27 protein-coding genes are annotated in these 26467 nt (G+C 72.4%); 14 read left to right on the forward strand and 13 right to left on the reverse strand.

The genetic code is table 11. From position 1 onward, the window contains the following. Positions 1–3: 3 nt before the first annotated feature. The 3 genes from AB0M82_RS26135 to AB0M82_RS26145 all read left to right on the forward strand — a co-directional run bounded on the left by AB0M82_RS26135 (position 4) and on the right by AB0M82_RS26145 (position 2368). Positions 4–204 (forward strand): hypothetical protein, encoded by a 201-nt coding sequence (locus AB0M82_RS26135; RefSeq protein WP_086680004.1) that lies wholly within the window; start codon positions 4–6, stop codon positions 202–204. A 195-nt stretch (positions 205–399) separates the two neighbouring features. Next, entirely contained in the window at positions 400–1713 is a 1314-nt protein-coding gene (locus AB0M82_RS26140) for a sensor domain-containing protein (protein WP_364726873.1), read from the forward strand. 10 nt (positions 1714–1723) lie between these two features. Continuing rightward, entirely contained in the window at positions 1724–2368 is a 645-nt protein-coding gene (locus AB0M82_RS26145; RefSeq protein WP_364726876.1) for a response regulator transcription factor, read from the forward strand. On the opposite strand, the gene AB0M82_RS26150 is transcribed toward AB0M82_RS26145, so the two are convergent. Further along, the gene (locus AB0M82_RS26150) at positions 2353–3021 is read right to left on the reverse strand and encodes a TetR/AcrR family transcriptional regulator (RefSeq protein ID WP_364726879.1); all 669 of its coding nucleotides are present in this window, start codon (positions 3019–3021) and stop codon (positions 2353–2355) included. The genes AB0M82_RS26145 and AB0M82_RS26150 overlap by 16 nt on opposite strands. Before the next feature lie 98 nt (positions 3022–3119). Here AB0M82_RS26150 and AB0M82_RS26155 point away from each other — a divergent pair, with 98 nt between their 5' ends. Both AB0M82_RS26155 and AB0M82_RS26160 read left to right on the forward strand, forming a co-directional pair. Continuing rightward, complete coding sequence (locus tag AB0M82_RS26155) at positions 3120–4343, forward strand: MFS transporter (RefSeq protein WP_364726882.1); 1224 nt, start codon at positions 3120–3122, stop codon at positions 4341–4343. 10 nt (positions 4344–4353) lie between these two features. Then, on the forward strand, positions 4354–4764 hold the full coding sequence (locus tag AB0M82_RS26160; RefSeq protein ID WP_364726885.1) for a secondary thiamine-phosphate synthase enzyme YjbQ: 411 nt from the start codon (positions 4354–4356) through the stop codon (positions 4762–4764). Here the strand turns inward: AB0M82_RS26160 and AB0M82_RS26165 are convergent. After that, positions 4702–5706: an ABC transporter permease gene (locus AB0M82_RS26165; RefSeq protein ID WP_364726887.1), complete on the reverse strand. Its 1005-nt coding sequence runs from the start codon at positions 5704–5706 to the stop codon at positions 4702–4704. The two genes, AB0M82_RS26160 and AB0M82_RS26165, sit on opposite strands and share 63 nt — an antisense overlap. A gap of 122 nt (positions 5707–5828) precedes the next feature. Between AB0M82_RS26165 and AB0M82_RS26170 the strand changes: the two genes are divergently transcribed. Both AB0M82_RS26170 and AB0M82_RS26175 read left to right on the forward strand, forming a co-directional pair. Continuing rightward, positions 5829–6506 (forward strand): haloacid dehalogenase-like hydrolase, encoded by a 678-nt coding sequence (locus AB0M82_RS26170; protein WP_364726890.1) that lies wholly within the window; start codon positions 5829–5831, stop codon positions 6504–6506. 118 nt (positions 6507–6624) lie between these two features. After that, complete coding sequence (locus AB0M82_RS26175; RefSeq protein WP_364726893.1) at positions 6625–8748, forward strand: DUF2156 domain-containing protein; 2124 nt, start codon at positions 6625–6627, stop codon at positions 8746–8748. Here AB0M82_RS26175 and AB0M82_RS26180 read toward each other — a convergent pair. The 3 genes from AB0M82_RS26180 to AB0M82_RS26190 all read right to left on the reverse strand — a co-directional run bounded on the left by AB0M82_RS26180 (position 8726) and on the right by AB0M82_RS26190 (position 12318). Continuing rightward, entirely contained in the window at positions 8726–9430 is a 705-nt protein-coding gene (locus tag AB0M82_RS26180; protein WP_364726896.1) for a hypothetical protein, read from the reverse strand. The two genes, AB0M82_RS26175 and AB0M82_RS26180, sit on opposite strands and share 23 nt — an antisense overlap. Positions 9431–9651: 221 nt before the next feature. Continuing rightward, a complete protein-coding gene (locus tag AB0M82_RS26185) occupies positions 9652–10563 on the reverse strand; it encodes a hypothetical protein (protein WP_364726899.1) in 912 nt (303 codons plus the stop codon). Between the two features lie 6 nt (positions 10564–10569). Continuing rightward, positions 10570–12318, reverse strand: coding sequence for a proline--tRNA ligase (locus AB0M82_RS26190; protein WP_364726902.1), 1749 nt, complete (start codon positions 12316–12318; stop codon positions 10570–10572). A gap of 122 nt (positions 12319–12440) precedes the next feature. Here AB0M82_RS26190 and AB0M82_RS26195 point away from each other — a divergent pair, with 122 nt between their 5' ends. Together AB0M82_RS26195 and AB0M82_RS26200 are read left to right on the forward strand one after the other, a co-directional pair. Further along, positions 12441–12794: a VOC family protein gene (locus AB0M82_RS26195; RefSeq protein ID WP_364726905.1), complete on the forward strand. Its 354-nt coding sequence runs from the start codon at positions 12441–12443 to the stop codon at positions 12792–12794. A 382-nt stretch (positions 12795–13176) separates the two neighbouring features. Beyond that, positions 13177–14079: a 2-hydroxyacid dehydrogenase gene (locus AB0M82_RS26200; protein WP_364726908.1), complete on the forward strand. Its 903-nt coding sequence runs from the start codon at positions 13177–13179 to the stop codon at positions 14077–14079. Here AB0M82_RS26200 and AB0M82_RS26205 read toward each other — a convergent pair. The 3 genes from AB0M82_RS26205 to AB0M82_RS26215 form a co-directional block, all read right to left on the reverse strand. Beyond that, on the reverse strand, positions 14060–14227 hold the full coding sequence (locus AB0M82_RS26205) for a DUF397 domain-containing protein (RefSeq protein ID WP_364726911.1): 168 nt from the start codon (positions 14225–14227) through the stop codon (positions 14060–14062). The two genes, AB0M82_RS26200 and AB0M82_RS26205, sit on opposite strands and share 20 nt — an antisense overlap. An 82-nt stretch (positions 14228–14309) precedes the next feature. Then, a complete protein-coding gene (locus AB0M82_RS26210; protein ID WP_364726914.1) occupies positions 14310–14852 on the reverse strand; it encodes a Scr1 family TA system antitoxin-like transcriptional regulator in 543 nt (180 codons plus the stop codon). A gap of 55 nt (positions 14853–14907) precedes the next feature. Beyond that, on the reverse strand, positions 14908–15861 hold the full coding sequence (locus AB0M82_RS26215) for a GNAT family N-acetyltransferase (RefSeq protein ID WP_364726917.1): 954 nt from the start codon (positions 15859–15861) through the stop codon (positions 14908–14910). 156 nt (positions 15862–16017) lie between these two features. Between AB0M82_RS26215 and yaaA the strand changes: the two genes are divergently transcribed. Next, positions 16018–16764: a peroxide stress protein YaaA gene (gene yaaA, locus AB0M82_RS26220; RefSeq protein WP_364726920.1), complete on the forward strand. Its 747-nt coding sequence runs from the start codon at positions 16018–16020 to the stop codon at positions 16762–16764. On the opposite strand, the gene AB0M82_RS26225 is transcribed toward yaaA, so the two are convergent. Then, positions 16761–17855: an FAD-dependent oxidoreductase gene (locus AB0M82_RS26225; protein ID WP_364726923.1), complete on the reverse strand. Its 1095-nt coding sequence runs from the start codon at positions 17853–17855 to the stop codon at positions 16761–16763. The genes yaaA and AB0M82_RS26225 overlap by 4 nt on opposite strands. 84 nt (positions 17856–17939) lie before the next feature. Here AB0M82_RS26225 and AB0M82_RS26230 point away from each other — a divergent pair, with 84 nt between their 5' ends. Continuing rightward, positions 17940–18494 carry a suppressor of fused domain protein gene (locus tag AB0M82_RS26230; protein ID WP_364726926.1) on the forward strand — a complete coding sequence of 185 codons (555 nt, stop codon included), beginning with the start codon at positions 17940–17942 and terminating at the stop codon, positions 18492–18494. 16 nt (positions 18495–18510) lie between these two features. Here the strand turns inward: AB0M82_RS26230 and AB0M82_RS26235 are convergent, their stop codons facing one another. The 3 genes from AB0M82_RS26235 to AB0M82_RS26245 all read right to left on the reverse strand — a co-directional run bounded on the left by AB0M82_RS26235 (position 18511) and on the right by AB0M82_RS26245 (position 20782). Further along, positions 18511–19044 (reverse strand): TetR/AcrR family transcriptional regulator, encoded by a 534-nt coding sequence (locus AB0M82_RS26235; protein ID WP_364726929.1) that lies wholly within the window; start codon positions 19042–19044, stop codon positions 18511–18513. Positions 19045–19139: 95 nt separating this feature from the next. Then, positions 19140–19847, reverse strand: coding sequence for an SAM-dependent methyltransferase (locus AB0M82_RS26240; RefSeq protein ID WP_364726931.1), 708 nt, complete (start codon positions 19845–19847; stop codon positions 19140–19142). Positions 19848–19936: 89 nt separating this feature from the next. Next, positions 19937–20782 carry a LysR substrate-binding domain-containing protein gene (locus AB0M82_RS26245; protein ID WP_364726934.1) on the reverse strand — a complete coding sequence of 282 codons (846 nt, stop codon included), beginning with the start codon at positions 20780–20782 and terminating at the stop codon, positions 19937–19939. 82 nt (positions 20783–20864) lie between these two features. Here AB0M82_RS26245 and AB0M82_RS26250 point away from each other — a divergent pair, with 82 nt between their 5' ends. Continuing rightward, on the forward strand, positions 20865–21749 hold the full coding sequence (locus AB0M82_RS26250) for an MBL fold metallo-hydrolase (RefSeq protein WP_364726935.1): 885 nt from the start codon (positions 20865–20867) through the stop codon (positions 21747–21749). Between the two features lie 9 nt (positions 21750–21758). Here AB0M82_RS26250 and AB0M82_RS26255 read toward each other — a convergent pair whose 3' ends face one another. Continuing rightward, on the reverse strand, positions 21759–23288 hold the full coding sequence (locus AB0M82_RS26255; protein WP_364726938.1) for an NAD(P)/FAD-dependent oxidoreductase: 1530 nt from the start codon (positions 23286–23288) through the stop codon (positions 21759–21761). A gap of 273 nt (positions 23289–23561) precedes the next feature. Between AB0M82_RS26255 and AB0M82_RS26260 the strand changes: the two genes are divergently transcribed. Continuing rightward, positions 23562–24542 carry an RIO1 family regulatory kinase/ATPase gene (locus tag AB0M82_RS26260; RefSeq protein WP_364726941.1) on the forward strand — a complete coding sequence of 327 codons (981 nt, stop codon included), beginning with the start codon at positions 23562–23564 and terminating at the stop codon, positions 24540–24542. A 325-nt stretch (positions 24543–24867) separates the two neighbouring features. Beyond that, positions 24868–26454: a DEAD/DEAH box helicase gene (locus AB0M82_RS26265; RefSeq protein ID WP_364726944.1), complete on the forward strand. Its 1587-nt coding sequence runs from the start codon at positions 24868–24870 to the stop codon at positions 26452–26454. Positions 26455–26467: the final 13 nt, after the last annotated feature.

Genomic DNA, 26467 nt, shown 5'->3' on the forward strand with positions numbered 1-26467 from the left:
GACATGGTGGGTCAGTTCGAACGGGAGAAGGACACCCTGCAGGTGATCACCGAATCGGCCGCGACGCACGTCGGCAACATCGCGAGCATCATCACCGGGGCGATCCGCGACATCGCCCGCGAAACCGGTGACTGGCTCACCGACGTCATCGAGATGCGCGAAGCCGCGCAGAAGGCCCGGGAGGACGACCCGGACACTCCCTGAGCCCAAGTCCGTGAAGGCCACCTTGAGCCCCTTCGAGGTGGCCTTCACGACTTTCGGCGCCGGAAATGTCGGTGCCCCGCGGTAGCGTGGAAAACGGGGGGCGCCCCCGCGGGCGGCCTCACCACTCGGCAAGACTTGCCGGGCCCCGCCCAGCCGTCCGGGCACTTTCCCGGGGTCGTCCCGGGGGAAAACCGGATGGGCACCTTCGCCGAACCGGGTGAGACTGGCACCGTGACCAGCCTTGACCTGCCTCGCCCCCACCTGCTGCGCCGCGTGTTCGGCCCTCTCGCCGCACGGGACTTCTGGGCCGAGTACGCCTGGTTGTGGCTCTCCGGCCCGCTCACCGTCTTCTCCCTGCTCAGCTTCCTCGTGTTGCTCGCGGCCGGTCTGTGGCTGACGCCGGTGCTGCTCGGGTTCCTGGTGCTCGCCGGCGCGATCCTCTACGTCCGCGGTCTCGGCGCCGCCCACCGTCGCCTCGCCAGGGCCCTGCTCGGGGTGAGCGTGCCCGCGCCGCGCCGTCCCGAACTGAAGCCCGGGCTGTGGAGCTGGGTCAAGGCCCGCGTCGGCGATCCGGCGGGCTGGCGCGTGGCCGGCTACCTGCTGCTGCGGCTTCCGCTCACCATCGCCGGGCTGTTCGCGATCACCGTCGCGACGCTCTACGGCCTCGCCGCCACCCCCTTCGCCTTCTTCTGGTTCCCGATGGGCGAACAGCAGCTGCCGGTTTTCGAAATCCACACCGGCAACTGGGCGGGTGCGCTGGCCTGGTCCGCGTCGGGGTTGCTGGTGCTCGTGGGGCTGCCGTGGGTGACCCACGCCTTCGTCGCGCTCGACCGGCTGCTCGTCGTCGGGCTGCTCGGCGAGCGCGTGCTGTCCGAGCGGGTCCGCGACCTGGAAGCGAGCCGCGCGACGGCGGTCGAGGACGCCGCCCTGCGGCTGCGGCGCATCGAGCGCGACCTCCACGACGGCGCCCAGGCCCAGCTCGTCGCGCTGGCGATGAAACTGGGCCTGGCCAAGGACGAGCTGAACGCCGACGACCTCGACCTGGTCCAGGTGAAGCAGCTGGTCACCGCCGCTCACACCAACGCGAAACAGGCGCTGACCGAACTGCGGGACCTCGCCCGCGGCATCCACCCGGCGGCCCTGGACGCGGGCCTCGACGTCGCCCTCTCCACGCTCGTCGCGACGTCCGGGATCGACGCGCGGGTCACCGTGGACCTGCCGCGCCGCCCGCCGCCGTCGCTGGAGACGATCCTCTACTTCAGCGCCGCCGAGCTGCTCACGAACGCCGCCAAGCACGGACGCGCGGCGACGTCGGTCGAAGTGACCGATGACCACGAAGTCTTGCGGCTGCGAGTGCGCGACCGCGGCCCGGGCGGTGCCCGGATCGTGCCGGGCGGCGGGCTGGCCGGGGTCGCCGAACGGCTGCGGACGGTCGACGGTGAGCTGACCGTCACGAGCCCGCCGGGTGGTCCGACCGAAGTGACCGCGCGGGTGCCGCTGCCCCGCTAGGGTTCGCGGCATGCGGATCGTCATCGCGGAGGACTCGACCATCCTGCGCCAGGGTCTCGTCGAGCTCTTGACCTTCCGCGGCCACGAGGTCGTCGCCGCGGTGAAGGACGCCGACGCGCTGCGAGCCGCCGTCGGGAGCCACACCCCGGACGTGTCCATAGTGGACATCCGGATGCCGCCGACGCACACCGACGAAGGCCTGCGAGCGGCGATCGCGCTGCGCGCCGAGCTGCCGGGGTGCGCGATCCTGCTGTTCTCCCAATACGTCGAGACGAAGTACGCGGCCCAGCTGCTGGCCGACCGCGCGGGCGGCGTCGGCTACCTGCTGAAGGACCGCGTCGCCGAGGTGTCGGACTTCCTCGACGCGCTGCGCCGGGTCGCGGACGGCGAAACGGTGCTCGACCCCGAAGTCGTCAGCCAGCTCTTCTCGGCGACGCGCCAGACCGACGCGCTCGGCGGGCTCACACCGCGGGAACGCGAGGTGCTGGGCCTGATGGCGGAAGGCCGGTCGAACTCCGCGATCGCGGCGAAACTGTTCCTCTCGGCCGGTTCCGTGGAGAAGTACGTGACGTCGATCTTCGGCAAGCTCGGCCTGCCACCGTCCGAAGGGGACAACCGCCGGGTGCTCGCCGTGCTGCGCTACCTCGATTCCTGAGCGAGCAGCCCGTCGACGAAGGCGCGTAGCCCCCGGACGTAGGTGTCGCGGGCGGTCAGCTCCGGCCAGCGGTCGCCGATCGCGGCCAGGCTGGGGAACCGGGACGCGTCCAAGCCTTCGAAGACCGTGTCGCGGTAGCGGGGGCGGTCCTCCGCCGCGCGTCGCCCGGCGCGGGCCCGGACCAGGATTTCGCCCACCGTGTAGTACCAGACGTTCCGGTACAGCTCGACGGCCTGGTCGGGGGTGCGGCCGCAGGCGATCGCGCCGCCGACGACGGCCTCCACCATCCACAGCGCCGACTCGCCGAGGAGGTCGTCGGCCGTCAGGACTTCGACCGCCTGCGGCCAGGCGGCCAGCGAGTCGTGCATGACGGTGGCCGCGGCGACGATCCGCTCCCGCGGGTCCGCCGGCAGCTCCGGCCGGGGCAGCCGTTCGGCGTAGTACTCGAGCAGCTGGACCAGCAGGTCGTCCTTGTCGCGGACGTGGTGGTACAGCGTCGTCGCGCCGACGCCGAGCTCCGCGGCCAGCCGGCGGACCGTCAGCTTCTCCCAGCCGTCGCGGTCGAGGATGGCCCGCGCCGCTTCGAGGATCTGCGGACGGGACGTCGAGGGCGGCCGTCCGATGCGGCCGGACGGCCCGGCGGGTCGTGGCATTCCCCCATCATGCCCGCCACGCGTTCGACACGCGCCGCGCGCCGGTGCTACTTTCGGAACATGTTCGAAAACTCGACGGACAGAACTGGGGAACGCTCATGACCACGGAAAGACGGCCGACCCTGGTGGTGTGCCTCGCGGTCTTCGGCCTGATGGCCGGCCAGCAGCTGCTCAACCCGATCCTCCCGCCGCTCGCCCGCGAGTTCGGGTTCAGCGAGTTCGCGCTGGGTGCCGTCTGGGCGGTCGGCGGCGCGGGCGTCGTGCTGGCCAGCCCGTTCTGGGGCCGCCGGACCACGCGCTGGGGGCACCGGCCGGTTCTGCTGATCTCGCTGGCCGGCGCCATGGCCGGCCTGCTCGGGTTCGCCTTCGTCGCCCAGGCCGGGCTCGGCGGGTCCCTCGCCGTACCCGTGCTGTTCGCGGCGGTCCTGCTCACCCGCGGCCTGGTGTTCGGCCTGTCCTGGGCGGCGACGCCGGTGACCGCGCAGTCCTACATCGCCGACATGACTTCGGGCCCGGCCGAACGCGTGCGCGGGATGTCGATGTTCGGTGCGGCCCAGGGGCTCGCGCTGGCCGTCGGCCCGGCGCTCGGCGGCGTCCTGAGCCTGACCGGCGACCTGCTCGTCCCGGTCTACGCGGCGCCGGTGCTCCTGGCCGTGATCACCGTCGTGATCGCGCTCGCGCTGCCGAAACCGCCGAAGCGCCAGGCGCCTCCCGCCACGGTGAAGGTCAGCCCGTTCGACCGGCGCCTGTGGCCGTTCCTGACCATCGGCTTCGGCCTGTACCTCGCGCTCGCGATCGTCCTCATGACGATCGGCTTCCTGGTGCAGGACAGGCTGAACCTCGCCGCGACGGAGACCGGCCCGACGACGAGCCTCGTCATGCTGGCCGGCGCGGGAACGATCATCCTCGTCCAGGTGGTGGCCGTCCCGCGGCTCGGCTGGACGCCACTGCGGCTCGTCCGGGTGGGCGCGGTCGTCATGACCGGCGGCATGCTCGCGGTGACCGTCGCCTCGACCGGGCCGCTGCTCGGCGCCGCGGTGGCCACGCTCGGCGCCGGGATGGGCTTCGCCACGCCAGGGTTCATGTCCGCGCCGACCCTCCTGGCGACGCGAGACGAGCAGGGCGCCGTCGCCGGGCTGATGGGGTCGAGCAGCGCCCTCGCGTTCATGGGCGGCCCGCTGCTGGGGACCGGCCTGTACGAGATCGCCCCCACGGTCCCGTACGCCGCGGGCGCGGTGCTGCTCGCGGGGTTGGCCGTCTTCGCGTTCACCCGCCTCGGCACGCTGACCCGGCAACCCGCGAAGGTGCCTGTCGCTCCCTAGGCTGGGGCGCATGTACTCCACCGAGATCGAGGTCCGCACCGGCTCCGAAGCCGTCGTCCACGACCTCACCCACGAAGCCGAGGCCTTCCTGCGCGACGCCGACGCGGCCGACGGGCTGCTGCACGTCTGGGTCCCGCACGCCACCGCCGGGCTGGCGATCCTCGAGACCGGCGCGGGCAGCGACGACGACCTGCTGGCCGCGCTCGACCAGCTGCTCCCCCGCGACGGCCGCTGGCGGCACCGGCACGGGAGCCCGGGGCACGGCCGTGACCACGTGCTCCCGGCGCTGGTGCCGCCCTACGCGACGATCCCGGTGCTCGGCGGCGTGCTCGCGCTGGGCACCTGGCAGTCGGTCTGCCTAGTGGACACCAACCTCGACAACCCGGTCCGCAAGGTGCGGTTCAGCTTCCTGACGGGCTGACCGCCCCGGCCACAGCGTCACCAGCAGGCCCGCGGCCAGCAGGGCGCCGAGGACCCAGAGCCCGGTCGTGACGTCGGGTGCGCCGGGCGCGCCTTGGAGCAGGCTGCGCAGGCCTTCGGCGGAGAAGCGGAACGGCGTCCACGACCACAGCAGCGCGCGGTAGGCCGGGTTCAGCAGCTCTGGCACCTGCCCGGCGACCGCGGGCGCGACCAGGTACAGCGGGCCGAGGACGGCCATCGCGCGCAGGCCGAGCAGGCGCAGCAACCCCGCCTGCAGCGCCGCGAAGGCTGTCGCGGCGAGGAACACGAAGCCGAGGACGTCCGCGTTCAGGGGCAACGACGAGTCCCACAGCGCGAAGAACCCGGCCACCACCGCCGTGACCAGCACGCCGGCCCCGGCGACCTGCAGAAACCGCGCCCCGGCGCCGACCGTGCGGCCGGTGCGCTTGGCCAGCTGCGTCAGCGCGAGACCGGCGACGAGCGCGCCGATCCAGGCCAGCGCGCTCGCGGCCAGTGGCGCGGTCCGGCCGGCGACGGTCACCGGGTGCAGCACCTCCTGTTTCGGCGGGCCGGCGAGTGCGCTCGCGGCGCCCGTCAGCGCCTGCTGCGCGATCTGGGTGCCGGCCGGGTTGACCGCCCCGGATGTCACCACGGTCGCGACCGGTCCCGGCGCGAGTTCGAGCACGCCGTAGACCTTCTTGTCTTCCAGCAGCTTCCGCGCGTCGGCCGGGGTGGCGACCGTCCAGTCGAGCTGGCCGCCACCGTGTCCGGCGATGCGCTGAGCGATGTCCGGTGGCGCGGCGACGGCGACCGGGACGTGGTCCGGCGCGACAGTGGCCTGGGCGCCGAAGGTAAGGAATCCCAGCACCACCGCCACCAGCGCGCCGGCCACGGCGGCGACCAGGGCGATCACCCCGGCGGGGCGCCGGACAGGACTGGTCATGACAGCCTCCAGTTATTCTTCGCTTGTTGAATTACGTCAAGGTACGACCCGGCTTCCCAGAAGTCAACGCGTGTTGAATAATTCCGCCGGTAACCTCGTGCTCGTGACGAAGAACGCGGCTGGTGCTCTGGGACATCGACCACACGCTCGTGGACTTCGCCGAGCTGGGCGCGGCCTGGTACGCGACCGCGTTCACCGCCGCGACCGGGGCGAACCTGCGCGTGTACCCGGTGTTCGGCGGCCGCACCGAGCTCGCGACGACGACCGAACTGCTCACCGCGAACGGCTTCGACGCCGACGAGGAGACGATCCAGGCGCTGTTCAAGGCACTGGTGGCGGAGTCGGAACGCGCGATGCACCGCTTCGCGGCCGAAGCCCGCGCGCTGCCGGGCGCGATCGAGGCGCTGACCGCGTTCGCCGGGCACGGCGGAGTCGTCCAGACGCTCGTCACCGGAAACCTGCCGGAGATCTCGCGGCACAAGCTCGCCGCGTTCGGCCTGCTCGAGCACCTCGACCTGGAGATCGGCGGCTACGGCACGCTTTCGGTACACCGCCCGGACCTGGTGCCGCACGCGGTGGCACTGGCCGCGGCCAAGCACGGCACGCGGTTCGACAACGACGCGGTCGTCGTCATCGGCGACACTCCGAACGACGTCCGGGCCGCGCTGGACCACGGCGCGGTGGCGATCGCGGTCGCGACCGGCCGCTTCACCGCCGAAGAACTCCGGGCGGCGGGCGCGCACACCGTGCTGCCGGACCTGGCCGACACCGACGCCGTCCGGCGCGTGGTCCTCGGCTGAGTGTCCCACGTCGTCCCGGGGAGGGGACACCCCTCAACCGAAGGGAGGATACCCCTAAGGGAAATCTCGTCCCTTAGCCCGATGGCCACCACGGCGGGACCCCGCCATGCTTTTGGGCATGACTGAAGCAGCGTCGGCGGTCGAGCCCGCCGCAGGGGGACGCATCCGGGCCACGGTCACGGTGCTCAGAGAGCGGCTGCCCTTCACCAGCAGTGTCACGCTCGCCATGCTCGTGCTCGCCGTCGCGACCGGGGCGCTCTGGAACGCCGCCGAAGACCGCGCCGCCTTCCCGTTCGTCGCCTACGGGCTGCCGTCGCTGGAGGACGGCCGGTGGTGGACCATGCTCACCGGACCGTTCTTCGCCGTCATCCCCTGGTACTACCTGCCGATGGTCGGCAGCTTCGCGCTCTTCGCCGGCTTCGCCGAGTGGCAGCTGGGGACGCGGCGCGCGATGGCCGTGACCATCGGCGGCCAGTTCGCGTCGGTGCTCGTCGCGACCCAGTTCCTCGCGCTGTGCCGCAACTCCGGCTGGCTGTGGGCGGAACGGGTCGCGGGCAGTCTCGACGTCGGGTTCTCCGGCGGCGCGCTCGCCGCGGTCGCGGTCGCCAGCGCGACGCTGCGGCCGCCGTGGGCGCTGCGCCTGCGGGCCGGGCTCTGCGTGTACGCCGGGGTCGCCATCGTCTACGTCGGCACGCTGGCCGACCTCGTGCACTTCTTCGCGCTGCTGCTGGCGATCCCGGTCGGGAAACGGCTCGTCGGCGCGCGGCGGGTCGCCGACGCCGGGCCGAACGTGCGGGAGTGGCGGCTGCTGACCGTAGCCGGCCTGCTGCTGCTCACCATCGCCGAGGTCGTCATGTTCCTGGTGCCCGGCGACGGCCCGTTCGGTTCGGACGAAGGGGTTTCGCTGTCGGGACTCGAGCTGGCGATCCTGGTCCTGCTGGTGGTGCCGATGCTCAACGGGCTCCGCAAGGGCAGCCGCGTCGCGTGGCGCTGGGCCGTCGCCATGGCGGCTTTCGTGACGCTGCAAGGACTCGTCACCGCCACGCTCCTCGGGCTGGCCGACGTCTTCGGCGGCGACTACGACGTCGCGGGCCTGCCGCTGTTCTTCGTGGACAATCTCCTGTGGACGGTCGAGCTGATCGTGCTGGTCGCCGCGCGGCACGCCTTCCGCGTGCCTTCGCGACGCCGGCTGCGGCGCCACGCGCAGGGTCCGGGGGCGGCGCTGGCCCGCACGCTGCTCGGGCGGCACGGCGGCAGCACGCTGTCGTGGATGACGACGTGGCCGCGCAACACCTACTTCGTCCGCGAGGACGGCCGTTCGTACCTCGCCTACCGCCGGCACGCCGGGGTGGCGGTCGCGCTCGGCGACCCGATCGCCCCGGACGGCACCACGGCGGCCACGGTCACCGAATTCACCGCGATGTGCGAGAACTCCGGCCTGGTGCCGTGCGTGTTCTCGGCGACGGAAGCGACCGTCGCGGCGACGCGCGAGCAAGGCTGGCAGCACGTCCAGGTGGCCGAGGACAACGTGCTCGACCTGGACGGCCTCGAGTTCCGTGGCAAGGTGTGGCAGGACGTCCGGTCGGCGCTGAACAAGGCCGCCAAGCAGGAGATCGGCTTCCGGCTGGTCCGCCTGGCCGATCAGCCGGAACCCATCCTCGCCCAGGTCCGGGCGCTGTCGGAGGAGTGGATGGCCGACAAGGCCATGCCGGAGATGGGCTTCACCCTCGGCGGCCTCGACGAGGCGATGGACCCGGCGACGCGGGTCGGCCTGGCGGTCGACGCGGAGGGCACGGTCCACGGCGTTACGTCGTGGTTGCCGGTGTACACGGGCGCGGGCAAGGTCGGCGGCTGGACACTGGACGTCATGCGCCGCAGCGCCCACGGTTTCCGCCCGGTGATGGAGTTCCTGATCGCGTCGGCCTGCCTGGCGTTCCGTGAGGAAGGCGCCCGGTTCGTCTCCCTGTCGGGCGCGCCGCTGGCCCGGAGCGACGACGGCGGCCCGGGCCGCGCGGTGGACCGGGTGCTGGAGTCGCTGGGGCGCGTCATGGAGCCATACTACGGTTTCCGTTCGCTGCACGCGTTCAAGGCGAAGTTCCAGCCCCGGCACGTCCCGCTGTACCTGGCCTACCGCGACGAAGCCGACCTCCCGCGGATCGGGCTCGCGCTGAGCCGCGCCTACCTCCCCGACGTCCGGCTGCGCGAGCTGGCGAAGCTGGTCAGTAGCTCTCGGGCACGCTGATCCGCTGCGGGAAGTGGATTCTCCGCCTGCTGACGACGTTCCGGTCCTTCTCGATCAGCCTGCCGTCGGTCAGCCGGAGCCAGTGGCCGTTCCGTGAGTCGGTGAAAGCGAGCATCACGCCCGGAGTCATGTCCGGGCGCCGCCATCCTTCGCGGATCGGCATCCGCCACTTCCCGGGCGGGAGGATGGCGTAGAGGTACTCGTCGTCCTCCACGTCCGGCCCGCGGTGCAGCGTGGACCCGGTCATCGGCAGGTGCCGCACGAGGTCGAACGAAACGACGACGTGGTTGATCGCCTCGGCGTTCGCGTTGGACACGATCATGTAGCCGTCGACCGGGCTCCCGTCTTCGAGCACGGTGCCGGGTTCGGCGCGTTCGATCCACGCGGTGACCTTCGCGGCCTGCTCCTGGCGTTCCCGCTGGGCCTGGCGGCGACGGTCCTCCTCCACCCGGCGGTTGTCCCGGATGGCGATCCACAGCGCCACCACGACCGCGCCGATCGTGCCGATGCCCCCCACCCACTGCCCGGAGGCGCCCCACCAGTCCGGGTCCCGCGGCTCGACAAGCCAGATCCACGCTTTCGCCAGCAACGGTCCGAAGAGGAGGAGAAACCCCGCGACGGCCAGCACCCCGAACGCTCCGGCCCGGATCCGCCCGAGCCGTCTGTCCGCATCACCGCTCATGGAGGCACAGCCTGCCGAATTCCGGCGCCACGCGGTAGGTGATCCGCGGCTTCGGCATCACTCCGTCAGCGGTGCCCCCGGCTCAAGCGCCCCAATGTGGCGTTGGTTGCGTCCAACGCACCGAACGCCACATTGGGTGCGCTGGACGCACCGAACGCCACATTGGGGCGCATGAAGCCCAGCCGGACACTGATGGCGCCGCCACGGACCCGATCGCAGCGCTAGCGATAGGTGGTCGGCGGTGGTGTGGTCGTGCTCCGGTCCCCCGCCGGGACGAACCGGTAGCTCCGCAGGATCCGCACCAGGTCCTCCCGCACCGAAGGCCCGGACCGGTCGCTGTCCGCGTACGCCACCACCACGCCCGACGCACCCGGGTCGCCCGCGAACGCCATCACCGCCACCAGCGCGTGCTTCGCCGCGCACCCGTCCGTCTTCGTCGGAACCACTTCCGCGACCACGATCCGGGCCGGCGCCTTCGTGCCGTCGGCCTTCGTGAGCTGCGCGTCCGTGCCCGCGTCCGGAGTCACCTGGGCGAGCGGCCCGTTGTCCGGGCTGAACGCGCTCACCCCGACGTCGGTCGCCGCCTTGCGTGCCGCCGCGTCGAGGTCGGCCACCGGTTCGGTCGTGACGCCCGCGCCGCCGAGGTCGCTGTCGCCGCAGAAGTGCCTGCCCAGGAACGCGCTGGTGATCAGCGTGATCCCGGGGATCGCACCGGTCTTTCCCCAGCCGTGCAATGTGCCCGGCGCGGGTTCCCAGTTCGGCGGGACGTCGTAGGCGTAGGAACCGTCGTTGCCCACGACCGGCTGCCAGCCCGCGACGGCGGCGGGCGCCGCCACCCGGGGAGACGGCGTCACCACCACCGGCGAGAGCGGCGGCGTCGTCGACGACGAGGCGCGGTGCGGCTTGCCGACGCCCAGCGCGTTCAGCACGCCGGCGATCAGCGCGATGAGGGCGAGCCCGACCCACGGGGCCCGCGACGAGCGCCGCCACTTCGGCTTCTTCGCGGCCGGGCGGATCCGCTGCGGCTCGGAGCGCGGCGCGTCCGCGGGCTCGTAACCGCCGAACCCGCGAAGCGCCGCGTTGTCCTCGTACCCCGCCGTCGTGTCCTCACGGCGGCGGGAGAACAGCCCCATCCCCCGTCAGGACCGGACGAGCTTGACCAGGTGCTCGACGATCGCGTCGACCGCGATCTCCTCGCGCTCGCCGGAGCGCCGGTCCTTGACCTCGACGACGCCGTTGGCCAGGCCGCGCCCGACCACCAGGATGGTCGGCACGCCGACCAGCTCGGCGTCGGCGAACTTGACGCCCGGCGTCGCCTTGCGGTCGTCGAGGATGACCTCGAGGCCGGCCGCGTCGAGGTCGGCGGCGATCTTCTCGGCGCCGGCCGCGACCGTCTCGTCCTTGCCCGCGATGACGATGTGCACGTCGAACGGCGAGATCACGCGCGGCCAGATCAGGCCGAGGTCGTCGTGGTTCTGCTCGGCGAGCACGCCGACCAGCCGCGAGACGCCGACGCCGTACGAGCCCATCGTGATCCGGATCGGCTTCGAGTCGGGGCCGAGCGCGTCGACCTCGAACGCGTCGGTGTACTTGCGGCCGAGCTGGAAGATGTGCCCGATCTCGATGCCGCGCGCGGCGATCAGCGTGCCGTGCCCGTCCGGCGACGTGTCGCCCTCGCGGACCTCGGCGGCCTCGATCGTGCCGTCCGGGGTGAAGTCGCGGCCGGCCAGCAGGTCGACGACGTGGTGGTCGACCTTGTCGGCGCCGGTGACCCAGGCGGTGCCGGGGACGATCCGGGGGTCGGCGAGGTAGCGCACGCCGTTGTCCTGCAGCGCCTTCGGGCCGATGTAGCCCTTGACCAGGAACGGGTTCTTCGCGAAGTCGGCCTCGCCGAGCAGCTCGACCTCGGCGGGCTCCAGCGACGCTTCGAGGCGCTTCATGTCCACTTCGCGGTCACCGGGGAGCGCGACGCAGACCAGCTCCCACTCCTTCGCGCCGGGCTGACGCGTCTTGAGCATGACGTTCTTCAGCGTGTCCGCTGCGGTGAACGTGCGGCCCAGGCCCGCGTTGTTGAGGAAGTCGACCAGCGTCTCGATGGTCGGCGTGCCGGGCGTGTGGTGCACCTGCGCCTCGGGGCGGCCCTCGATCGGCTGCGCGGCCGGCGCGGGCGTGACGACGGCTTCGACGTTCGCCGCGTAACCCGACTCGGTGCTGCGGACGTAGGTGTCCTCACCCGTCTCGGCGACGGCGAGGAACTCCTCCGACGCCGAGCCGCCCATGGCCCCCGACGTCGCCTTGACCACGACGTACTCCAGGCCGAGGCGGTCGAACAGCTTTGTGTACGCGGCGCGGTGCGCCTGGTAGGAGCGCTCCAGGCCCTCGTCGTCGAGGTCGAACGAGTAGGAGTCCTTCATGACGAACTCGCGGCCGCGCAGGATGCCGGCGCGGGGGCGCGCTTCGTCGCGGTACTTCGTCTGGATCTGGTACAGCGTGACCGGGTAGTCGCGGTACGAGCTGTACTCACCCTTCACGGTGAGCGCGAACAGCTCCTCGTGCGTCGGGCCGAGCAGGTAGTCGGCGCCCTTGCGGTCCTTCAGGCGGAAGAGGCCGTCGCCGTATTCGGTCCAGCGGCCGGTGGCCTCGTAGGGCTCCCTCGGCAGCAGCGCGGGGAACTGGATCTCCTGCGCGCCGATGGCGTTCATCTCTTCGCGCACGACGGCCTCGATGCGGCGCAGCACCCGCAGGCCCAGCGGCAGCCAGGAGTACCCGCCCGGGGCGACCCGGCGGACGTAGCCGGCGCGCACCAGGAGCCGGTGGCTCGGCACCTCGGCGTCCGCCGGGTCCTCACGCAACGTGCGAAGGAACAACGACGAAGTCCTGGTGATCACTGCGGGTCTCCCTGCTCCGGGCGGGTGTGAAAGTCCCGCTCAGGGTAGTCAACGACCCGGCCGTGACTCCAACGGGTTACTCGGCGGCCGTTTTTGTCGGTGGTCGCCGCTAGCTTGCGGGGATGGCGATCCAGATGGGGATGATCACGATCGACTGCGCGGATCCCCGCGGCCTGGCGCGGTTTTGGACGGCGGCGCTGGGCACGACGGTGGCGCAGGACTACGAGGGCGAGTTCCTGATCCTCGCCCCGCCGCCAGGCGGGCTCTCGCTGGGGCTGCAGCGGGTAGCGGAGCCACGGGCGGGCAAGAACCGGGTTCACATCGACTTCGGCGGCGACGATCGTGGGGCGGAGGTGAAGCGGTTGGTGGAACTGGGCGCGAAGGAGGTGGCGGAGCACGAGATGCCGGGGTTGGCCTGGACGGTGCTGACGGATCCGGAGGGGAACGAGTTCTGCGTAGCGGAAGGGGAGGGCTGAGCGGGGTGGCGGCAGGGGAATCCGGTCCGGTTCCGGCCGGGCTCGCGGGGCCGAGCCGGTTCGGCGGCGCCTTCGGCGGAGCGTCACCGGCAGCACCCTGGCCGTCTCGGCGACCCGCCGGCCGCGACAACCTGCCAGGGCGACGCCGACGGTCCCCTGCCGCGCGAACACGGCGGCGGCCGAACTCGTCGCCCGGTCGCACGACCTGCCCTACAGCGGGTCCCCTCGGCGGTGAACGTCACGGCGAACGAGATCACCTCCACCGCGGCGACGGTCCGGCTCGGCGCGGGAGCGCGCTTCGACGTCCGCGACTCGGCCGGCTCGACGCACCTGGTCGTCGACCCGCGGGGCTACTACACGCGGTCGCGGGTAGAAAGGCGGCATGAGCGCTCGCGTACTGCTGCCGTGGACCGACATCGACGTGCCGGAAGGGCTCGACGCCGCGTACTACGACGGCGTCGAGCCCCCGCCGGCCGATCTCGGCGGCGTCGAGTTCTACGTGCTGCCCTACGACCGCGGGCCCGGAGGGGCGAAGCTGATCAAGGAGCTGCCGTCGCTGCGCGTGGTGCAGTCGCTGTCGGCCGGGGTGGAGGCGCTCGTACCGCTGCTGCCGGCGGGTGTCCGGCTGGCGAACGGGCGGGGTCTGCACGACCTGAGCGTCGCCGAACACACCCTCGCGCTGATCCACGCGGCGCAGCGGGACCTGCCTCGCTGGTTCGCGCAGCAGACGCGAGGCGAGTGGACGCGCGAGCACACGCGCTCCCTGGCCGACAGCCGTGTGCTGCTGGTCGGCTACGGCTCGATCGGGCAGGCCGTCGAGCGTCAGCTCCTCGCGGCGGAGGCGCCGGTGACGCGGGTGGCGAGCCGGGCGCGCCCGGACGAGGACGTCCACGGCGTCGCCGAGCTGCGCGACCTGCTGCCCCAGGCCGACATCGTGGTGCTGGTCCTGCCGGACACGCCGGACACGCGCGGCCTGATCGGCGCGGACGAGCTGGCCGCTCTTCCGGACGACGCCCTGGTGGTGAACGTCGGCCGCGGCACGGCGATCGACACGGACGCGTTGCTGGCCGAGACCCGCACCGGGCGGCTGCGCGCCGGTCTCGACGTCGTGGACCCGGAGCCCCTGCCCGCCGGCCATCCACTGTGGACGGTGCCGGGCGTGGTCATCACCCCGCACATCGCCGGCGGGTCGGCGTCGTTCTACCCGCGCGCGAAGAAGCTGGCGGCGGAGCAGCTGCGGAGGTACGTGCAGGGCGAGGAGCTGCTCAACCTCGTAGAGCGGTGACGGCGGCGGCCCACGCGGTCCGGGAAACGGTCAGCCGGCCCTGCGCCCGAGCCTTGGTGTCCCGGATTCCCACGGCCTGATCGAGCTTCACCTCGACACACTCGGACTGGACCCCGCTGTAGCTCGACTTGCGCCAAGTTGCGCTCATGCGACGGCCTCCGCGTTATCGTGCGACCTCCCGAAGCAAGGCCCGGGTGGCTTCCTCGGTCAATGCCTTGTCCATAAGCAGCTTAGCTGCCGAACTCGTCGCGAATCGCCACCTCGCTGATGATTGCGGTGAGCTTCACCGGGTTCGACTTGGTGAGAATGCGTTGCCTGGCAAGCCTCGTAACCAGACGGAGGTCTGCCTGCTCCACACTGATTCCGCCAGCGCTCAAAAGCGCCCGGGCGTAATCCGCGGATTGCAGGAGCCCGGGAATGATTGCGAGCGACCACATAGTGATGCGGGTGGCGGTGCGCTCGTACTCGACGATGCCACTCAGCGCGGGCGGAAGGTCCGACGGGTTGGAATCCAGCCAGTTGTCGTCCCTGGCGCGCCTGGCCAGGCGCATCATGCGGTCGTAGGTGGCGTCGTCCACACGGAGGCCGCCCAGCACCCGGGCGATGTCCTCCGGGGCCGGGACTCGTTTCCCCTTCTCCCAGGCCGACAGCAGCTGCGGCAAAATTCCCAGCATGCGCGCCAGCTCACGAAGACCCTTACCCCGCACCAAGCGCAATTCGCGCAGCGAAGCGGCCAGTTCCCTCGAACCGGGGAAAGCGGAAGTCGGCCTCATGACGTGCTGGTACGAATGCCGTCCATTCCCCGATCGGCGGTGGGGCGTCCCAAATTCAGGACAGCACGTACACGTGCCATTCGTCGTCGACGCGATAACCGCACCGCTCGTAAACACCCAGGGCGCGGTGCGCATTGTCGACGTCGACGTTGAGGGCCGACCGGTCGAATCCCGCGGCCTTCGCCGCCAGCAGCGTGTGGCCGAGCAAGCCCGACGCGACGCCGCGGCCGCGCAGCGCCGCCCGGGTTCCCACCCAGGTGGCGTAGTGCTCCCGGATGCCCGTCGCCGCGGCTTCGGACGCGTAAAAATTGCTCAGCACGAACGCGAGGACCTTGTCGCCGTCGAGGACGAGGAACGAGAGGTCCGGCCGGAAGTCCTTCGAGCCGGTGACGAGGTGACGCCAGGCGGCCGGCTCGTAGAGGGTGCTGCCCCAGTGGTCGGCGAAGGTGTCGTTGCGGGCGTCGAGCGCGGCGAGGTCGTACTTGAAGTCGAACGGCACGGCCTCGAACCCGTCCGGCAACGACGGCTGCGGGGGCAGGTCGGCGAGGCCGACGCGCATGTTCACCATCGTCCGGCCGTGCGTGTACCCGGCGCCGGCGAGGACCCCGGCGATCCAGCGCTCGTTCTGGTGCAGGCCGTGGTGCAGTTCCAGCGGCGCACCCGGGAAGGCGCGCTCACTGACCTCGCGGCTCGTGCGCGAGAACCATTCGATCAAGTGCGCGCCGACGGCGTCGACCCGGTGCTCCGGGTGCACGACCGACTGGAGCCGGAGCATGTGCACCGGATCGGCCGCGTCCCGGCGGCGGATCAGGCCGTACCCCACCAGCCGGTCGCCCACCCAGGCGCCGACGGTGGCGCGGGCCAGGTCGATGTTGGGACCTTCCAGCTCGTCGCGGAGGTCTTCGTCGCTGAAGTGGTCACCGGTCCGGTCGACTTCTTCGGCCGCCTCGTACAGGCGGGTGAGGGCGGGGACGTCGTCGAGGGTCAACGGGCGCCAGGTCGGATGCATGCCGGGAGGCTAGGCCGGACGGCGCCGTCCGCGCATCCCGATTACCGATCCGGCCGAAAGCAGGCGGACACGGTCCGGAGCCGACCCGCTCACCGGCACCCGTTCCGCCGTGGCTGCCGGCCGGGTCGGTAACGATCGGCGCAGTACGCTCACGACGTGCTGGTGCTCCTCCCCCCTTCCGAGACCAAGGCCGACGGCGGCCGCGGCGGGCCGCTCGACCTCGACGCGTTGTCGTTCCCCGAGCTGAACCCGACGCGCGCGAAGCTCGCCGACGCGCTCGCCGAGCTGGCCGCCGACGTGCCGGCCAGCATCGCGGCCCTCGGTATCACCGAACGCCAGGCCGGGGAAGTCACGCGCAACGCCGGGCTGTGGACGTCGCCGACGATGCCCGCGCTGCGCCGCTACACCGGCGTCCTCTACGACGCGCTCGACGTGAAGAGCTTCACGAAGGCCGGCCTGGCGAAGGCACACCGGCGGCTGGCGGTGACGTCGTCGCTGTTCGGCGTGGTCTCGGCGACCGACCCGATCCCGGCGTACCGGCTTTCGGGCGGGAACTCGCTGCCCGCGCTCGGCACCGTCCGCGGGCTGTGGAAGCCGGTCCTCGAACCGGTGCTGCGGCAGGTCGACGGCCTGGTCGTCGACCTGCGTTCGGGCACCTACTCGGCGTTCGCGAAGCTGCGTCCGGACGCGGTGACGGTCCGGGTGGTCACCGAGAACGCCCGCGGCGAGCGCGTGACGGTCAGCCACTTCAACAAGGCGTACAAGGGCCGCCTGGCGCACGTGCTGGCGGCCACGCGTGCCGAACCGTCCACTGTGGAGCAGCTGGTCAAGGTGATCACCAAGGCCGGCCTGGTCGTCGAGCGCACCGGCGACCACGAGCTGGAACTCGTCACCGACGGCTAGAACCGGCCGGGCGCGAACGGGCCCAGGTCGAAGCCCGGGTCCTCGCCCAGCGCCAACGCCGCTACCAGCTTCCCCGCGAACGGCGCGTTCGTCAGCCCGCCCGCGCCGAAGCCGGTCGACACCGCCAGGCCCGGCCGGAGCAGGCCCAGCACCGGGAGATCGTCGGGCGTGCCGGGGCGGAAGCCGACCCGGGTCTCCACGAGGGTCGCGTCCGCGAGGCCGGGCGCGACGGCGAGCGCGTTGTCCAGCACCTCGCGCTGCCCGGCGGCCGTGACGCGGTAGTCGAAGCCGGATTCCGCTTCGCGCGTCGCGCCCGCGACGACCCGGCCGCCGCCGAAGGCGAGCAGGTAGTGACTGCTGCGCGGCAGCACGACCGGCCACGCCGCCGTGGCCGCGGCTGTCCCGGTGTCCGGCAGAACGAAGTGGCTGATCTGGCCGCGGTGCGGCGTCACCGGCAGGTCGATGCCCAGCGGGGCCAGCAGTTCCCGGCTCCACGCGCCGGCCGCGACCACGACACTGTCCGCTTCGAGGGGCCCCGCCTCGCTCGCCACGGTGCCGTCGGCCCGGAACGCGACCTCGCCTTCGACGAACTTCGCGCCCTGGCGCTCGGCGGCGGCCAGCAGGGCCCGGCGCAGCAGGTGCCCGTCGACGCGGCCGGCGCCGGCCAGGTGCACCGCGCCCAGCCCGGGCGCCAGCGCCGGGAACAGCTCGCGGGCCTGCGCGGGGTCGAGCCGCCGGACCTCGCCGGCCTCCGGCGCGTCCGCCGCCCGCGCGGCCAGCCGCTCGTGCGCCTCGGCCAGTTCGGCGTCTTCGGCCGAGACGATCATCCCGCCGACCACCTCGAACGACGATTCCTCGCCGAGTTCGGCCAGTTCCGCCGTGAACTCCCGGTAGTAGCGGCCGGCGGCCGCGGCGAGCGGGTACAGCGCGTCCTGCCGTCGCGACGTCCACGGGCTGACGATCCCGGCGCCGGCCTCGGTGGCCGACCCGGGCCGCGCCGCGTCCGCCACGACCACTTCCGCGCCCCGGCGCGCCAGGTGCCAGGCCGTCGCCGCGCCGCCGATTCCGCTGCCGATCACGAGCACTCGCATGCTTTCCACCCTGCCCGAAGGTGCCGCGCCCGGACCACCGGGATTGCTCAGTGCGCTGGGCCGGTCGGTCGTATGCTGCGCGCCATGCCGAGCCGTGCCGAGCGGTATGTCGCCCATCTCGACACCCTGACCGGGGGCGCCGAGCCCCGGCTGCAGCCGATCCCGTCGACCCACGACGGGCTCGACGACGTCATCGCGTTCGTCTACCGCGACGAGCCGGAGCCGCGCTACCTGACCGGCGCGACGTACGGCCTCTCGCTCGCCGACCACCGCGACTGGCACGGCGTGAAACCGGAGCTGTGGATCAGCGTCCGGTCCGACGACCCGGTCTGGGCGCTGGCCATCGGCTACCTCGCCGAGCAGCTGCGGGGCACCTGCCCGTTCGTCTACGGCGACACCATCGACTTCGGCAGGCCGATCGCCCCGGAGTCCGCCATGACGGCCTTCGCCGTGTCGGCACCGGCGGGCCTCGACGCGCACCAGTACACGCTGATCGACGTCGGCGGCGCGCCGGTCAGCATCGCCGGCTGCTATCCGGTGCACGACACCGAGCGGAAGTACATCCGCGAGCACGGCATCGACGCGTTCTGGCAACTGGACTGGGACCTCTACGACGTCCGCCGCCCGCCGGTGGTCTAGACGAGCGGCGGGCAGATCACGGGCGGTGCCGCACGAGTTCGCGGACAGCGGCCACGAACTCCTCGACGTCCAGGCTGTCGTCCCACGAGGCTTGCAGCAGCAGGCCCTGGTAGATGGCGATGAGCACGCGGACCGAGGCTTCCGGCGCGGCGTCCCGGAACGCCTCGATCTGGTCGTCCACGCCCTGACGCGCGAGTGAGCGGATCCGCGGCTCGCGCACGGTCTCGGCCCACGCCTGCATCCCGAGGTTCCGCTGCCGCACCGCTTCCGGGCCCGCGATGGCCCGCAGGAGGCCGAGGTAGGCGGCGAGGGGATCACTCGCGGTGCCGAGGTCGGCCGAGCGGGTCGCGTGCCACTCGCCGACGATCGCGAGGATCATTTCGTCCTTGCCGGTGAAGTACCGGTAGATCAGCCCGGCGGACAGACCGGACTCCTTGACGATGTCCTGCATCGACGTGCGATGGAACCCATCGCGGGCGAAGCAGCCTGCCGCGGCGTCGAGGATCTGCCGTCGACGGTTCGTCAGGTGCTCCTCGGTGACCTTGGGCATCTACCGGATCACCGCCCACGCGATCCGGTAGAAGTCGGCGGCGGGCTCGTTCCGGCCGTAGCGGGCGGCTGCTTCCTTCGCGGACAAGTCGCCCTTCAGGTCCAGGCCGCGTTCGGCCAGGTAACCGGGGACTTCGGCGGGGTGGAGGCCGAAGGTCCACGGCTCGCCGGCCTTCTCGACCTCCTGGTGCCACGTGGTGTCGGCGCCGAGGCCGCACGGTCCACGTAGGTGAAGATGATCGTGCTGCCGCGCGCGACGATCGTGGTCAGATCGCGGAGGGTCGCGTCGACGGCCCACTCGGTGAGGTAGTTGGTGACGCCTTCCCAGATGACCGCCGTGCGCTTGACGGGGAAGCCGTCGAGGGCCACGGCGAGGCTTTCGGAGTTGAGATCGACGGGGACGTAGTGGACGTGCGGGCGGTCGGCGATGTGCTGCCGCTTGGCTCGCTGGGTGGCCGGGTGGTCGACCTCGTAGGTGGGCGGAATGCCGGGGATGCGGTGCGCGCGGCTGTCGTAGCCGGCGCCGAGCAGGAGGACTTGTTCCGGCTCGGCCTCGGCGAGGAGATCGTCGATCAGCCGGGTGCGGGCGACGGCGGACGTGCGGGGACCACCGGGATAGCGGTGGTCGATGAGCCAAGCGATGCCGTGGCCGACGGGTGGGACTGTGGCGGCCCGCACGAGCCAGCGGTAGCGAGCGGACTGGAACCTGATGGCGTGGTCGTCGGCGAAGAGCCGGTCGCGGCGCCGGGTCTCCAGGGCGCGGAAGAGGGCGACGTGCTCGGCGGTCCGGCTGGCGGTGCGCATGCGACCAGCAATAGTGAATGAACGTTCGTTTTTCACCCCGCCCGCGCCATCGCCGAGCTGACCCCCGGTGCCGCCGGTGGTCTGAGCGCTCAGCCGCGATAGGCGGCCGTCGCGATCTCGGCGAACGAGCGGACCAGCGGGGTGGCGTCCTTCCACGCGACGACCACGGGGTTCGGCGCCATGTCGGTGAGCGGCACGACGGTCAGCTCGCCGGGCGGCCGGTGCCCGAGCGGGGTCAGCCCGACCGTGCCGTTCCAGAGCACGGCTTGCAGGCACTCCTGAACGGCGCGCACCACCGGCCCTTCGCGGGGTTCGCCGCCGTGCCAGTACCCCTGCCAGCGCGGGTCGGTGCCCTCCGGGAACCGGAACCAGCGCCGGCCGGCCAGGTCGGCCAGCTCCAGGCGGTCGCGGCGGGCCAGCGGGTCGTCGGCGCGCAGCACCGCGCCCACCGGGTCGGCACGCAGTTCGCGCACGGTCAGGCCGGTTTCGTCGAACGGCCCCCTGGTCAGCGCGACGTCGACCAGCCCGGCGCGCAGCCCGCACGTCGGATCGGTCAGGTCGGCGTCGCGGACGCGGACCTCGACGCCCGGGTGCCGCCGCCGGTACGCGTCGGCGAGCCGCGTCGCGCCCGGGTCGGCGCCGTCACCCAGGATGCCGACGGTGAGCGTGGCCGCGCCGGCCGCCGCGGCCACGCGGACGCGCACCCGGTCGGCCTGGTCGAGCAGGGCACGCGCCTCGTCCAGCAACGCCGCTCCGGCCGGGGTGAGCGCGACGCCCGCGGCGGAGCGGACCAGCAGGACGGCGCCGACGCCGGTCTCCAGCTGCTTGATCGCCCGGCTCAGCGGCGGCTGGCTCATGTGCAGCCGCGCGGCGGCCCGGCCGAAGTGGAGTTCCTCGGCGACGGCCACGAAGTATCGCAGCGTGCGTAGCTCCATGACCGGCGACGATATTCGCCGGGTATCGGCGCCACCGAACCGGTCTTGGACGCATCCGGTGCCCCGGCGGTGGAATCGGGGCATGACCGAGCTGACCGATCCCGCCGTGCGCGTCGCCCTCGCCCAGGAGATCGCCCCGGACCTGCTGGTGATCCCGAACAACGGCGTGGACCTGGTGCCCAACATCGGCGTCGTCGGCGGCCGGGAAGCCGTCCTGGTCGTCGACACGGGCATCGGCACCGCCAACGCGTCGCAGGTTCTGGCCTTCGCGACCGAGGTGGCCAAGGGCCGCCGCCTCTACCTGACGACGACACACTTCCACCCCGAGCACGCGTTCGGCGCGCAGGTGTTCGCCGGCGAAGCCACGTACCTGGTCAACCGCGGCCAGGCCGACGACCTGGCCACGAAGGGCCCGGGCTACCTGGAGATGTTCCGCGGCCTGGGCGAAGTGGTCGCCCGGCGCCTCGACGGCGTCCGGGTGCCCACCCCCGACGTCATCTACGACGACGCGTACACCCTCGACCTCGGCGGCCGGACCGTCCGGCTGCGCCCCACCGGCCGCGGCCACACGAAGGGCGACCAGGTCGTCGAGGTGCCGGACGCCGGTGTGCTGTTCACCGGCGACCTGGCCGAAACCGGGCAGTTCGCGATCTTCCCGTGGTTCCCGCCGCACGACACGGACGTCACCGGCGTGGGCTGGCTCGCCGTGCTGGACCGGCTGGCCGCGACCGGGCCGCGGGTGGTGGTCCCGGGGCACGGCGACGTCGGCGACGTTTCCGTGCTCGACGACGTCCGCGGCTACCTTCGCGAGTTGCGCGACGAAACCTGGCGACGGCGGAATTCCGCCATGGGACAGGAGGAAATCCTCGCCGAGGTGCGGACGCTGCTCGTCGAACGCCATCCCGAGTGGGCCGGCCGGGAGTGGATCGAGCCGGGCATCGGCTGCCTGTGCGCCGAACACGCCTGAACGACGGCCTCAGCCACCCAGCACGGCCATCGCCGCGTTGTGGCCGGGGATGCCGCTGACACCACCTCCCCTCGCCGCTCCCGCGCCGCACAGCAGCACGCGTTCGTGCGCCGTCTCGACGCCCCACCGCCCTGCCTGCGCCGGGTCTTCCGCGAACGGCCAGGACAGGTCCCGATGGAAGATGTGCCCGGCCGGGAGGCCCAGTTCGGCCTCCAGGTCGAGCGGGGTCTTCGCCTCCACGCAGGGTTTCCCGTCCGGCCCGGTCAGCAGGCAGTCCTCGATCGGCTCGGCCAGCACGCTGTTCAGCGAAGCCAGCGTCGCGCGCAACGCCTCTTCGCGTGCTGCGTCGTTGCGCCCTGCGAAGAGCCGCGCCGGCATGTGAAGGCCGAACAGGGTGAGGGTCTGTGCCCCGGCCGCGCGTTCGGCCGGGCCGAGGACCGACGGGTCGGTCAGCGAATGACAGTAGATCTCGCACGGCGGCAGCGTGGGGATCTTCCCCGCCGCCGCCTCGCGGTAGGCAGTTTCCAGCTGGGTGAAGGTTTCGTTGACGTGGAACGTGCCCCCGAACGCCTCCGCCGGGCCGACGTCCGGATCCCGGAGCCTCGGCAGCCGCGACAGCACCATGTTCACCTTCAGCTGCGCGCCCTCCGGGCGGTCCGCCGGTTCCTCGCCCAGCAGCCGAGCCAGCGTCGCCGGGGCGACGTTGGCCAGGACGTGTCCACCCCGCACGACGTTCTCGGTGTCGTCACGCCGGTAGCGCACCTCGCCGTCCGGGTCGACCGAGAGCACCTCCGCGCCGGTCACCAGGCGCGCGCCCGCCGCGGACGCCACCGCCACGAGCGAGCCGGTGACCGCGCCCATGCCGCCGACCGGCACGTCCCAGTCGCCGGTGCCGTTGCCGATCACGTGGTAGAGCAGGCACCGGTTCTGCCGCAGGTCCTCGGCGTCCGCCGGGGCGAACGTGCCGATCAGCGCGTCGGTGAGCACGACGCCACGCACGGTGTCGTCGCCGAACCACGCGGTGAGCGTCTCGCCGATCGGCCGCTCGAACAGCAGCGGCCACGCCTCGCCGTCACCGATCCGGGCGCGGAAGTCCACTTCGGACAGCAGCGGCTCGGTGAGCGTGCCGAAGGCGCGTTCGGCGACGCGCCCGGTCAGCTCGTAGAACCGCCGCCACGCCGCGAAGTCCGATGTGGACCCGGTGACCGCGCGGAACGACGCCGCGGTCCGGCCGCCGTTACCCGTGTCGACAAGAAGGCCCGAGGCGCCGGACGGGGTGTAGGACGACATCCGGCGCCGCCGCAGCTCCACGTCGAGGCCGAGGTCGGCGACGATCTTCTTCGGCAGCAGGCTGACCAGGTAGGAGTAGCGCGAAAGCCGGACGTCCACGCCGTCGAACGCGCGGAAGGACACCGCGGCGCCACCGGTCTCGCCGCGCCGTTCCAGCACGAGCACCGACCGGCCCGCCCGCGCCAGGTACGCGGCCGCCACCAGCCCGTTGTGCCCGCCGCCGACGATCACGACGTCGTGGTAATCCATCCGCCCCTCCTCGCTGAGCCTGCCCGTCCATCGTGACCGGGGCGGCGGGCGGAATTCAAGGAAAGCGCACGAACGGACCGTTCGCGCAATTCGCTTGCGCCGCCCCGGATCGGTCCGGCAAGCTGAGCGCGTCCGGCAGGGAGCCGGGTGCATGGAAGGCAGGGAGGTGCCTGTGTTGATGACTGTCCGGGCCCTTTCACGCCCTCACCCACCCGCCCCCCGAGGCTGACCACGCGCCCGGTGGGGCATCCCTGACCAAGGAGAAACCCACCAGTGCGCCAGCACGACTTCGAAGACTTCGACCTGTCCGACGAACGCCCCTCCCGCCGCCGCGCGCGGAGCGGCGAGGGACCTTCCCGGCGTCGCGGGCGGTTCGAGGACGAACCCGAACCCACCCGCCGCGGCCGGCTGACCGAAGGCGAACGCGTCCGCCTCGCGAAGCTCCGCGACGACGCCTACACCGAAAACGCGCTGCCCGACGGCGCCGACCGCTGGTCGACCTGGGACGACGCCGAGCACGGCCCGCTGCCCCGGCCGGACTGGGTCGTCACCGAACTCGCCGCCGTCGACACCGACCTCGGCGTCCTCAAGACCGGCAAGGAGGCCGACGTCCACCTGCTGCGGCGCGGCCTACCCGGCACCCCGGGCACGGTGCTCGCCGCGAAGCGCTACCGCAGCGACGAACACAAGCTGTTCCACCGCGACGCCGGCTACCTCGAAGGGCGACGGATGCGCCGGTCCCGCGAGACGCGGGCGATGGGGCAGCGCAGCGCGTTCGGCCGCAACCTCATCGCCGAACAGTGGACGGTCGCGGAGTTCGCCGCGTTGAGTCGCTTGTGGACGCTCGGCGCGCCCGTGCCGTACCCGGTGCAGCGGAACGGGACCGAGCTGCTGCTCGAGTTCCTCGGCGAGGACGACGGGACGGCCGCGCCCCGCCTCGCCCAGGTGCGCCCGGAGCCGGACGAGCTGGCCGACCTGTGGTTCCAGGCCGTCGCGGCGCTCGAGCTGCTCGCCTCCGAGGGACTCGCGCACGGCGACCTCTCGGCGTACAACCTGCTGGTGCACCGGGGCAGGCTGATGGTGATCGACCTGCCGCAGGTGGTCGACGTCATCGCCAACCCCGGCGGCGTCGAATTCCTGGCGCGGGACGTGCGCAACCTCGCCGGCTGGTTCCATGCCCGCGGCCTCGGCGAGCACGTCACGAACACCGGTGAGCTGCTCGCGCAGCTCGTTTCCGCGGCCGGGATCGGGTGATCGCGTGGGCGGCGTCGCGGCTATGGCGTGGAACACATCTGCGACGCCGCCCACAACAGGTGACCTCAATGAGTAGTCCCGGCCCCACCTCAGGTACAGTATGTACAGACCGCAACAGGCGGCGTGGATGAGTTGGTGTCCGTCGCCTCCAGAGCCACCGAATGGCTCGCGGTGATCCGTAAACCAAGCGGCGCGCAGTGTCGGCAAGCGATGACACGGTGTGCCGGGGTCCGTCCCTGTGAACGCCCATCGCACACCATCTTGCCCTGCCTGCGCGCGGGCAGCCCGGGCCTCCCTTGCGACGAACCACGTCCGAGAGGCATTTGTGACCGTCACGTTCAACTCCGGCCCTTCCTCGACGTCCGCTCACGCGGGCCGTCCCGACCGCAAGCCGCGCACCCGCCCGGCCGGCGGCGACATGCTGCGCGACGACGCGGTCGAGCTTGTGGCCACCAAGACGTTCGCCCAGCTGGGCCTGCCGGAGCCGCTGCTCCGCGCGCTGGCCGAGGCGGGCATCAACAGCCCCTTCCCGATCCAGTCCGCGACCATCCCGGACGCGCTGGCGGGCCGGGACGTGCTGGGCCGCGCCCAGACCGGCTCCGGCAAGACCCTCGCCTTCGGCCTGGCCATGCTGGCCCGGCTCGCCGACGGCAAGGCCCGCCCGAAGCGCCCCCGCGCGCTGATCCTGGTCCCGACCCGCGAGCTGGCCATGCAGGTCGCCGACTCGCTGACCCCGCTGGCCAAGTCGCTCGGCCTGTGGTGCCGCACCGCCGTCGGCGGCATGGCCTTCACCCGGCAGGCGGACGCGCTGTCCCGCGGCGTCGACCTGCTGATCGCCACCCCGGGGCGGCTGTCGGACCACGTCCGGCAGGGCACCGCACACCTGGGCGACTGCAACTTCATCGCCCTCGACGAGGCCGACCAGATGGCGGACATGGGCTTCATGCCGCAGGTCCGCGAGATCCTCGACCTCACCCCGCCGGGCGGACAGCGGCTGCTGTTCTCCGCGACGCTCGACGGTGACGTCAACCGGCTGGTCCGCCAGTACCTGACCGACCCGGTCACGCACTCGGTCGCGCCGTCGACCGCGAGCGTGACGACCATGGACCACCACGTGCTCCAGGTCTCGCACCAGGACAAGCAGGACGTCATCACGCAGATCGGCGCCCGCGAGGGCCGCACGATCATGTTCGTGCGCACCAAGCACCACGTCGACCGCCTCGCCGAGCGGCTGCGCGAGCAGGGCGTGAACGCGGCGGCGCTGCACGGTGGGAAGACGCAGGGACAGCGCAACCGCGTCCTCGCCGACTTCAAGGAAGGCCACACCCCGGTGCTGGTCGCCACGGACGTCGCCGCGCGCGGCATCCACGTCGACGACATCTCGCTGGTGCTGCACGTCGACCCGGCGGCCGACCACAAGGACTACCTGCACCGCGCGGGCCGCACGGCGCGCGCCGGGGCGTCCGGCGTCGTCGTCACGGTGGTCACCAACGACCAGCGCCGGATGGTCCGCCGGCTGACCGACCGCGCCGGCGTGCGCGCCGAGTCGACGACGGTCCGCCCGGGCGACGCCGAGCTGTCCCGCATCACCGGCGCCCGCGAGCCCAGCGGCGAGCCGGTCATCGAGCGGCGGCGCGAGAGCCCGCGTCGCGGCGGCGGTGGCTTCCGCGGCGACCGTGGCTTCGGCGGCTCGAGCCGTGGTGGCGAGCGTGGCGGCGGCTACAGCCGTGGTGGCGAGCGCAGCCACGGTGGCGACCGTGAGCACGGTGGCGACCGTGGCAGCTACGGCGGCCAGGGCTCGCGCGAAGGCCGTCCCGGCGGCTTCGGCGGCCGCGCCCGTCAGCCCCGCGCGGGCGGCAGCGGTGGCTACGGCCGCCCCAGCCGTGGCCCGCGTCGCGGCTACGACAGCTGATTTCTGCTCCGGA

Source organism: Amycolatopsis sp. NPDC051128, assembly GCF_040682715.1.
In the GTDB taxonomy this organism is placed as follows: domain Bacteria; phylum Actinomycetota; class Actinomycetes; order Mycobacteriales; family Pseudonocardiaceae; genus Amycolatopsis.

Coding starts and splice junctions, on each gene's coding strand:
- AB0M82_RS26200 (WP_364726908.1), top strand. CDS start 13,177: ATGAGCGCTCGCGTACTGCTGCCGTGGACCGACATCGACGTGCCGGAA.
- AB0M82_RS26185 (WP_364726899.1), bottom strand. CDS start 10,563: ATGGGGCTGTTCTCCCGCCGCCGTGAGGACACGACGGCGGGGTACGAG.
- AB0M82_RS26230 (WP_364726926.1), top strand. CDS start 17,940: ATGCCGAGCCGTGCCGAGCGGTATGTCGCCCATCTCGACACCCTGACC.
- AB0M82_RS26150 (WP_364726879.1), bottom strand. CDS start 3,021: ATGCCACGACCCGCCGGGCCGTCCGGCCGCATCGGACGGCCGCCCTCG.
- AB0M82_RS26215 (WP_364726917.1), bottom strand. CDS start 15,861: ATGCATCCGACCTGGCGCCCGTTGACCCTCGACGACGTCCCCGCCCTC.
- AB0M82_RS26140 (WP_364726873.1), top strand. CDS start 400: ATGGGCACCTTCGCCGAACCGGGTGAGACTGGCACCGTGACCAGCCTT.
- AB0M82_RS26255 (WP_364726938.1), bottom strand. CDS start 23,288: ATGGATTACCACGACGTCGTGATCGTCGGCGGCGGGCACAACGGGCTG.
- AB0M82_RS26205 (WP_364726911.1), bottom strand. CDS start 14,227: ATGAGCGCAACTTGGCGCAAGTCGAGCTACAGCGGGGTCCAGTCCGAG.
- AB0M82_RS26245 (WP_364726934.1), bottom strand. CDS start 20,782: ATGGAGCTACGCACGCTGCGATACTTCGTGGCCGTCGCCGAGGAACTC.
- AB0M82_RS26235 (WP_364726929.1), bottom strand. CDS start 19,044: ATGCCCAAGGTCACCGAGGAGCACCTGACGAACCGTCGACGGCAGATC.
- AB0M82_RS26180 (WP_364726896.1), bottom strand. CDS start 9,430: ATGAGCGGTGATGCGGACAGACGGCTCGGGCGGATCCGGGCCGGAGCG.
- AB0M82_RS26240 (WP_364726931.1), bottom strand. CDS start 19,847: ATGCGCACCGCCAGCCGGACCGCCGAGCACGTCGCCCTCTTCCGCGCC.
- AB0M82_RS26165 (WP_364726887.1), bottom strand. CDS start 5,706: ATGACCAGTCCTGTCCGGCGCCCCGCCGGGGTGATCGCCCTGGTCGCC.
- AB0M82_RS26195 (WP_364726905.1), top strand. CDS start 12,441: ATGGCGATCCAGATGGGGATGATCACGATCGACTGCGCGGATCCCCGC.
- AB0M82_RS26250 (WP_364726935.1), top strand. CDS start 20,865: ATGACCGAGCTGACCGATCCCGCCGTGCGCGTCGCCCTCGCCCAGGAG.
- AB0M82_RS26145 (WP_364726876.1), top strand. CDS start 1,724: ATGCGGATCGTCATCGCGGAGGACTCGACCATCCTGCGCCAGGGTCTC.
- AB0M82_RS26135 (WP_086680004.1), top strand. CDS start 4: ATGGTGGGTCAGTTCGAACGGGAGAAGGACACCCTGCAGGTGATCACC.
- AB0M82_RS26155 (WP_364726882.1), top strand. CDS start 3,120: ATGACCACGGAAAGACGGCCGACCCTGGTGGTGTGCCTCGCGGTCTTC.
- AB0M82_RS26210 (WP_364726914.1), bottom strand. CDS start 14,852: ATGAGGCCGACTTCCGCTTTCCCCGGTTCGAGGGAACTGGCCGCTTCG.
- AB0M82_RS26160 (WP_364726885.1), top strand. CDS start 4,354: ATGTACTCCACCGAGATCGAGGTCCGCACCGGCTCCGAAGCCGTCGTC.
- AB0M82_RS26175 (WP_364726893.1), top strand. CDS start 6,625: ATGACTGAAGCAGCGTCGGCGGTCGAGCCCGCCGCAGGGGGACGCATC.
- AB0M82_RS26225 (WP_364726923.1), bottom strand. CDS start 17,855: ATGCGAGTGCTCGTGATCGGCAGCGGAATCGGCGGCGCGGCGACGGCC.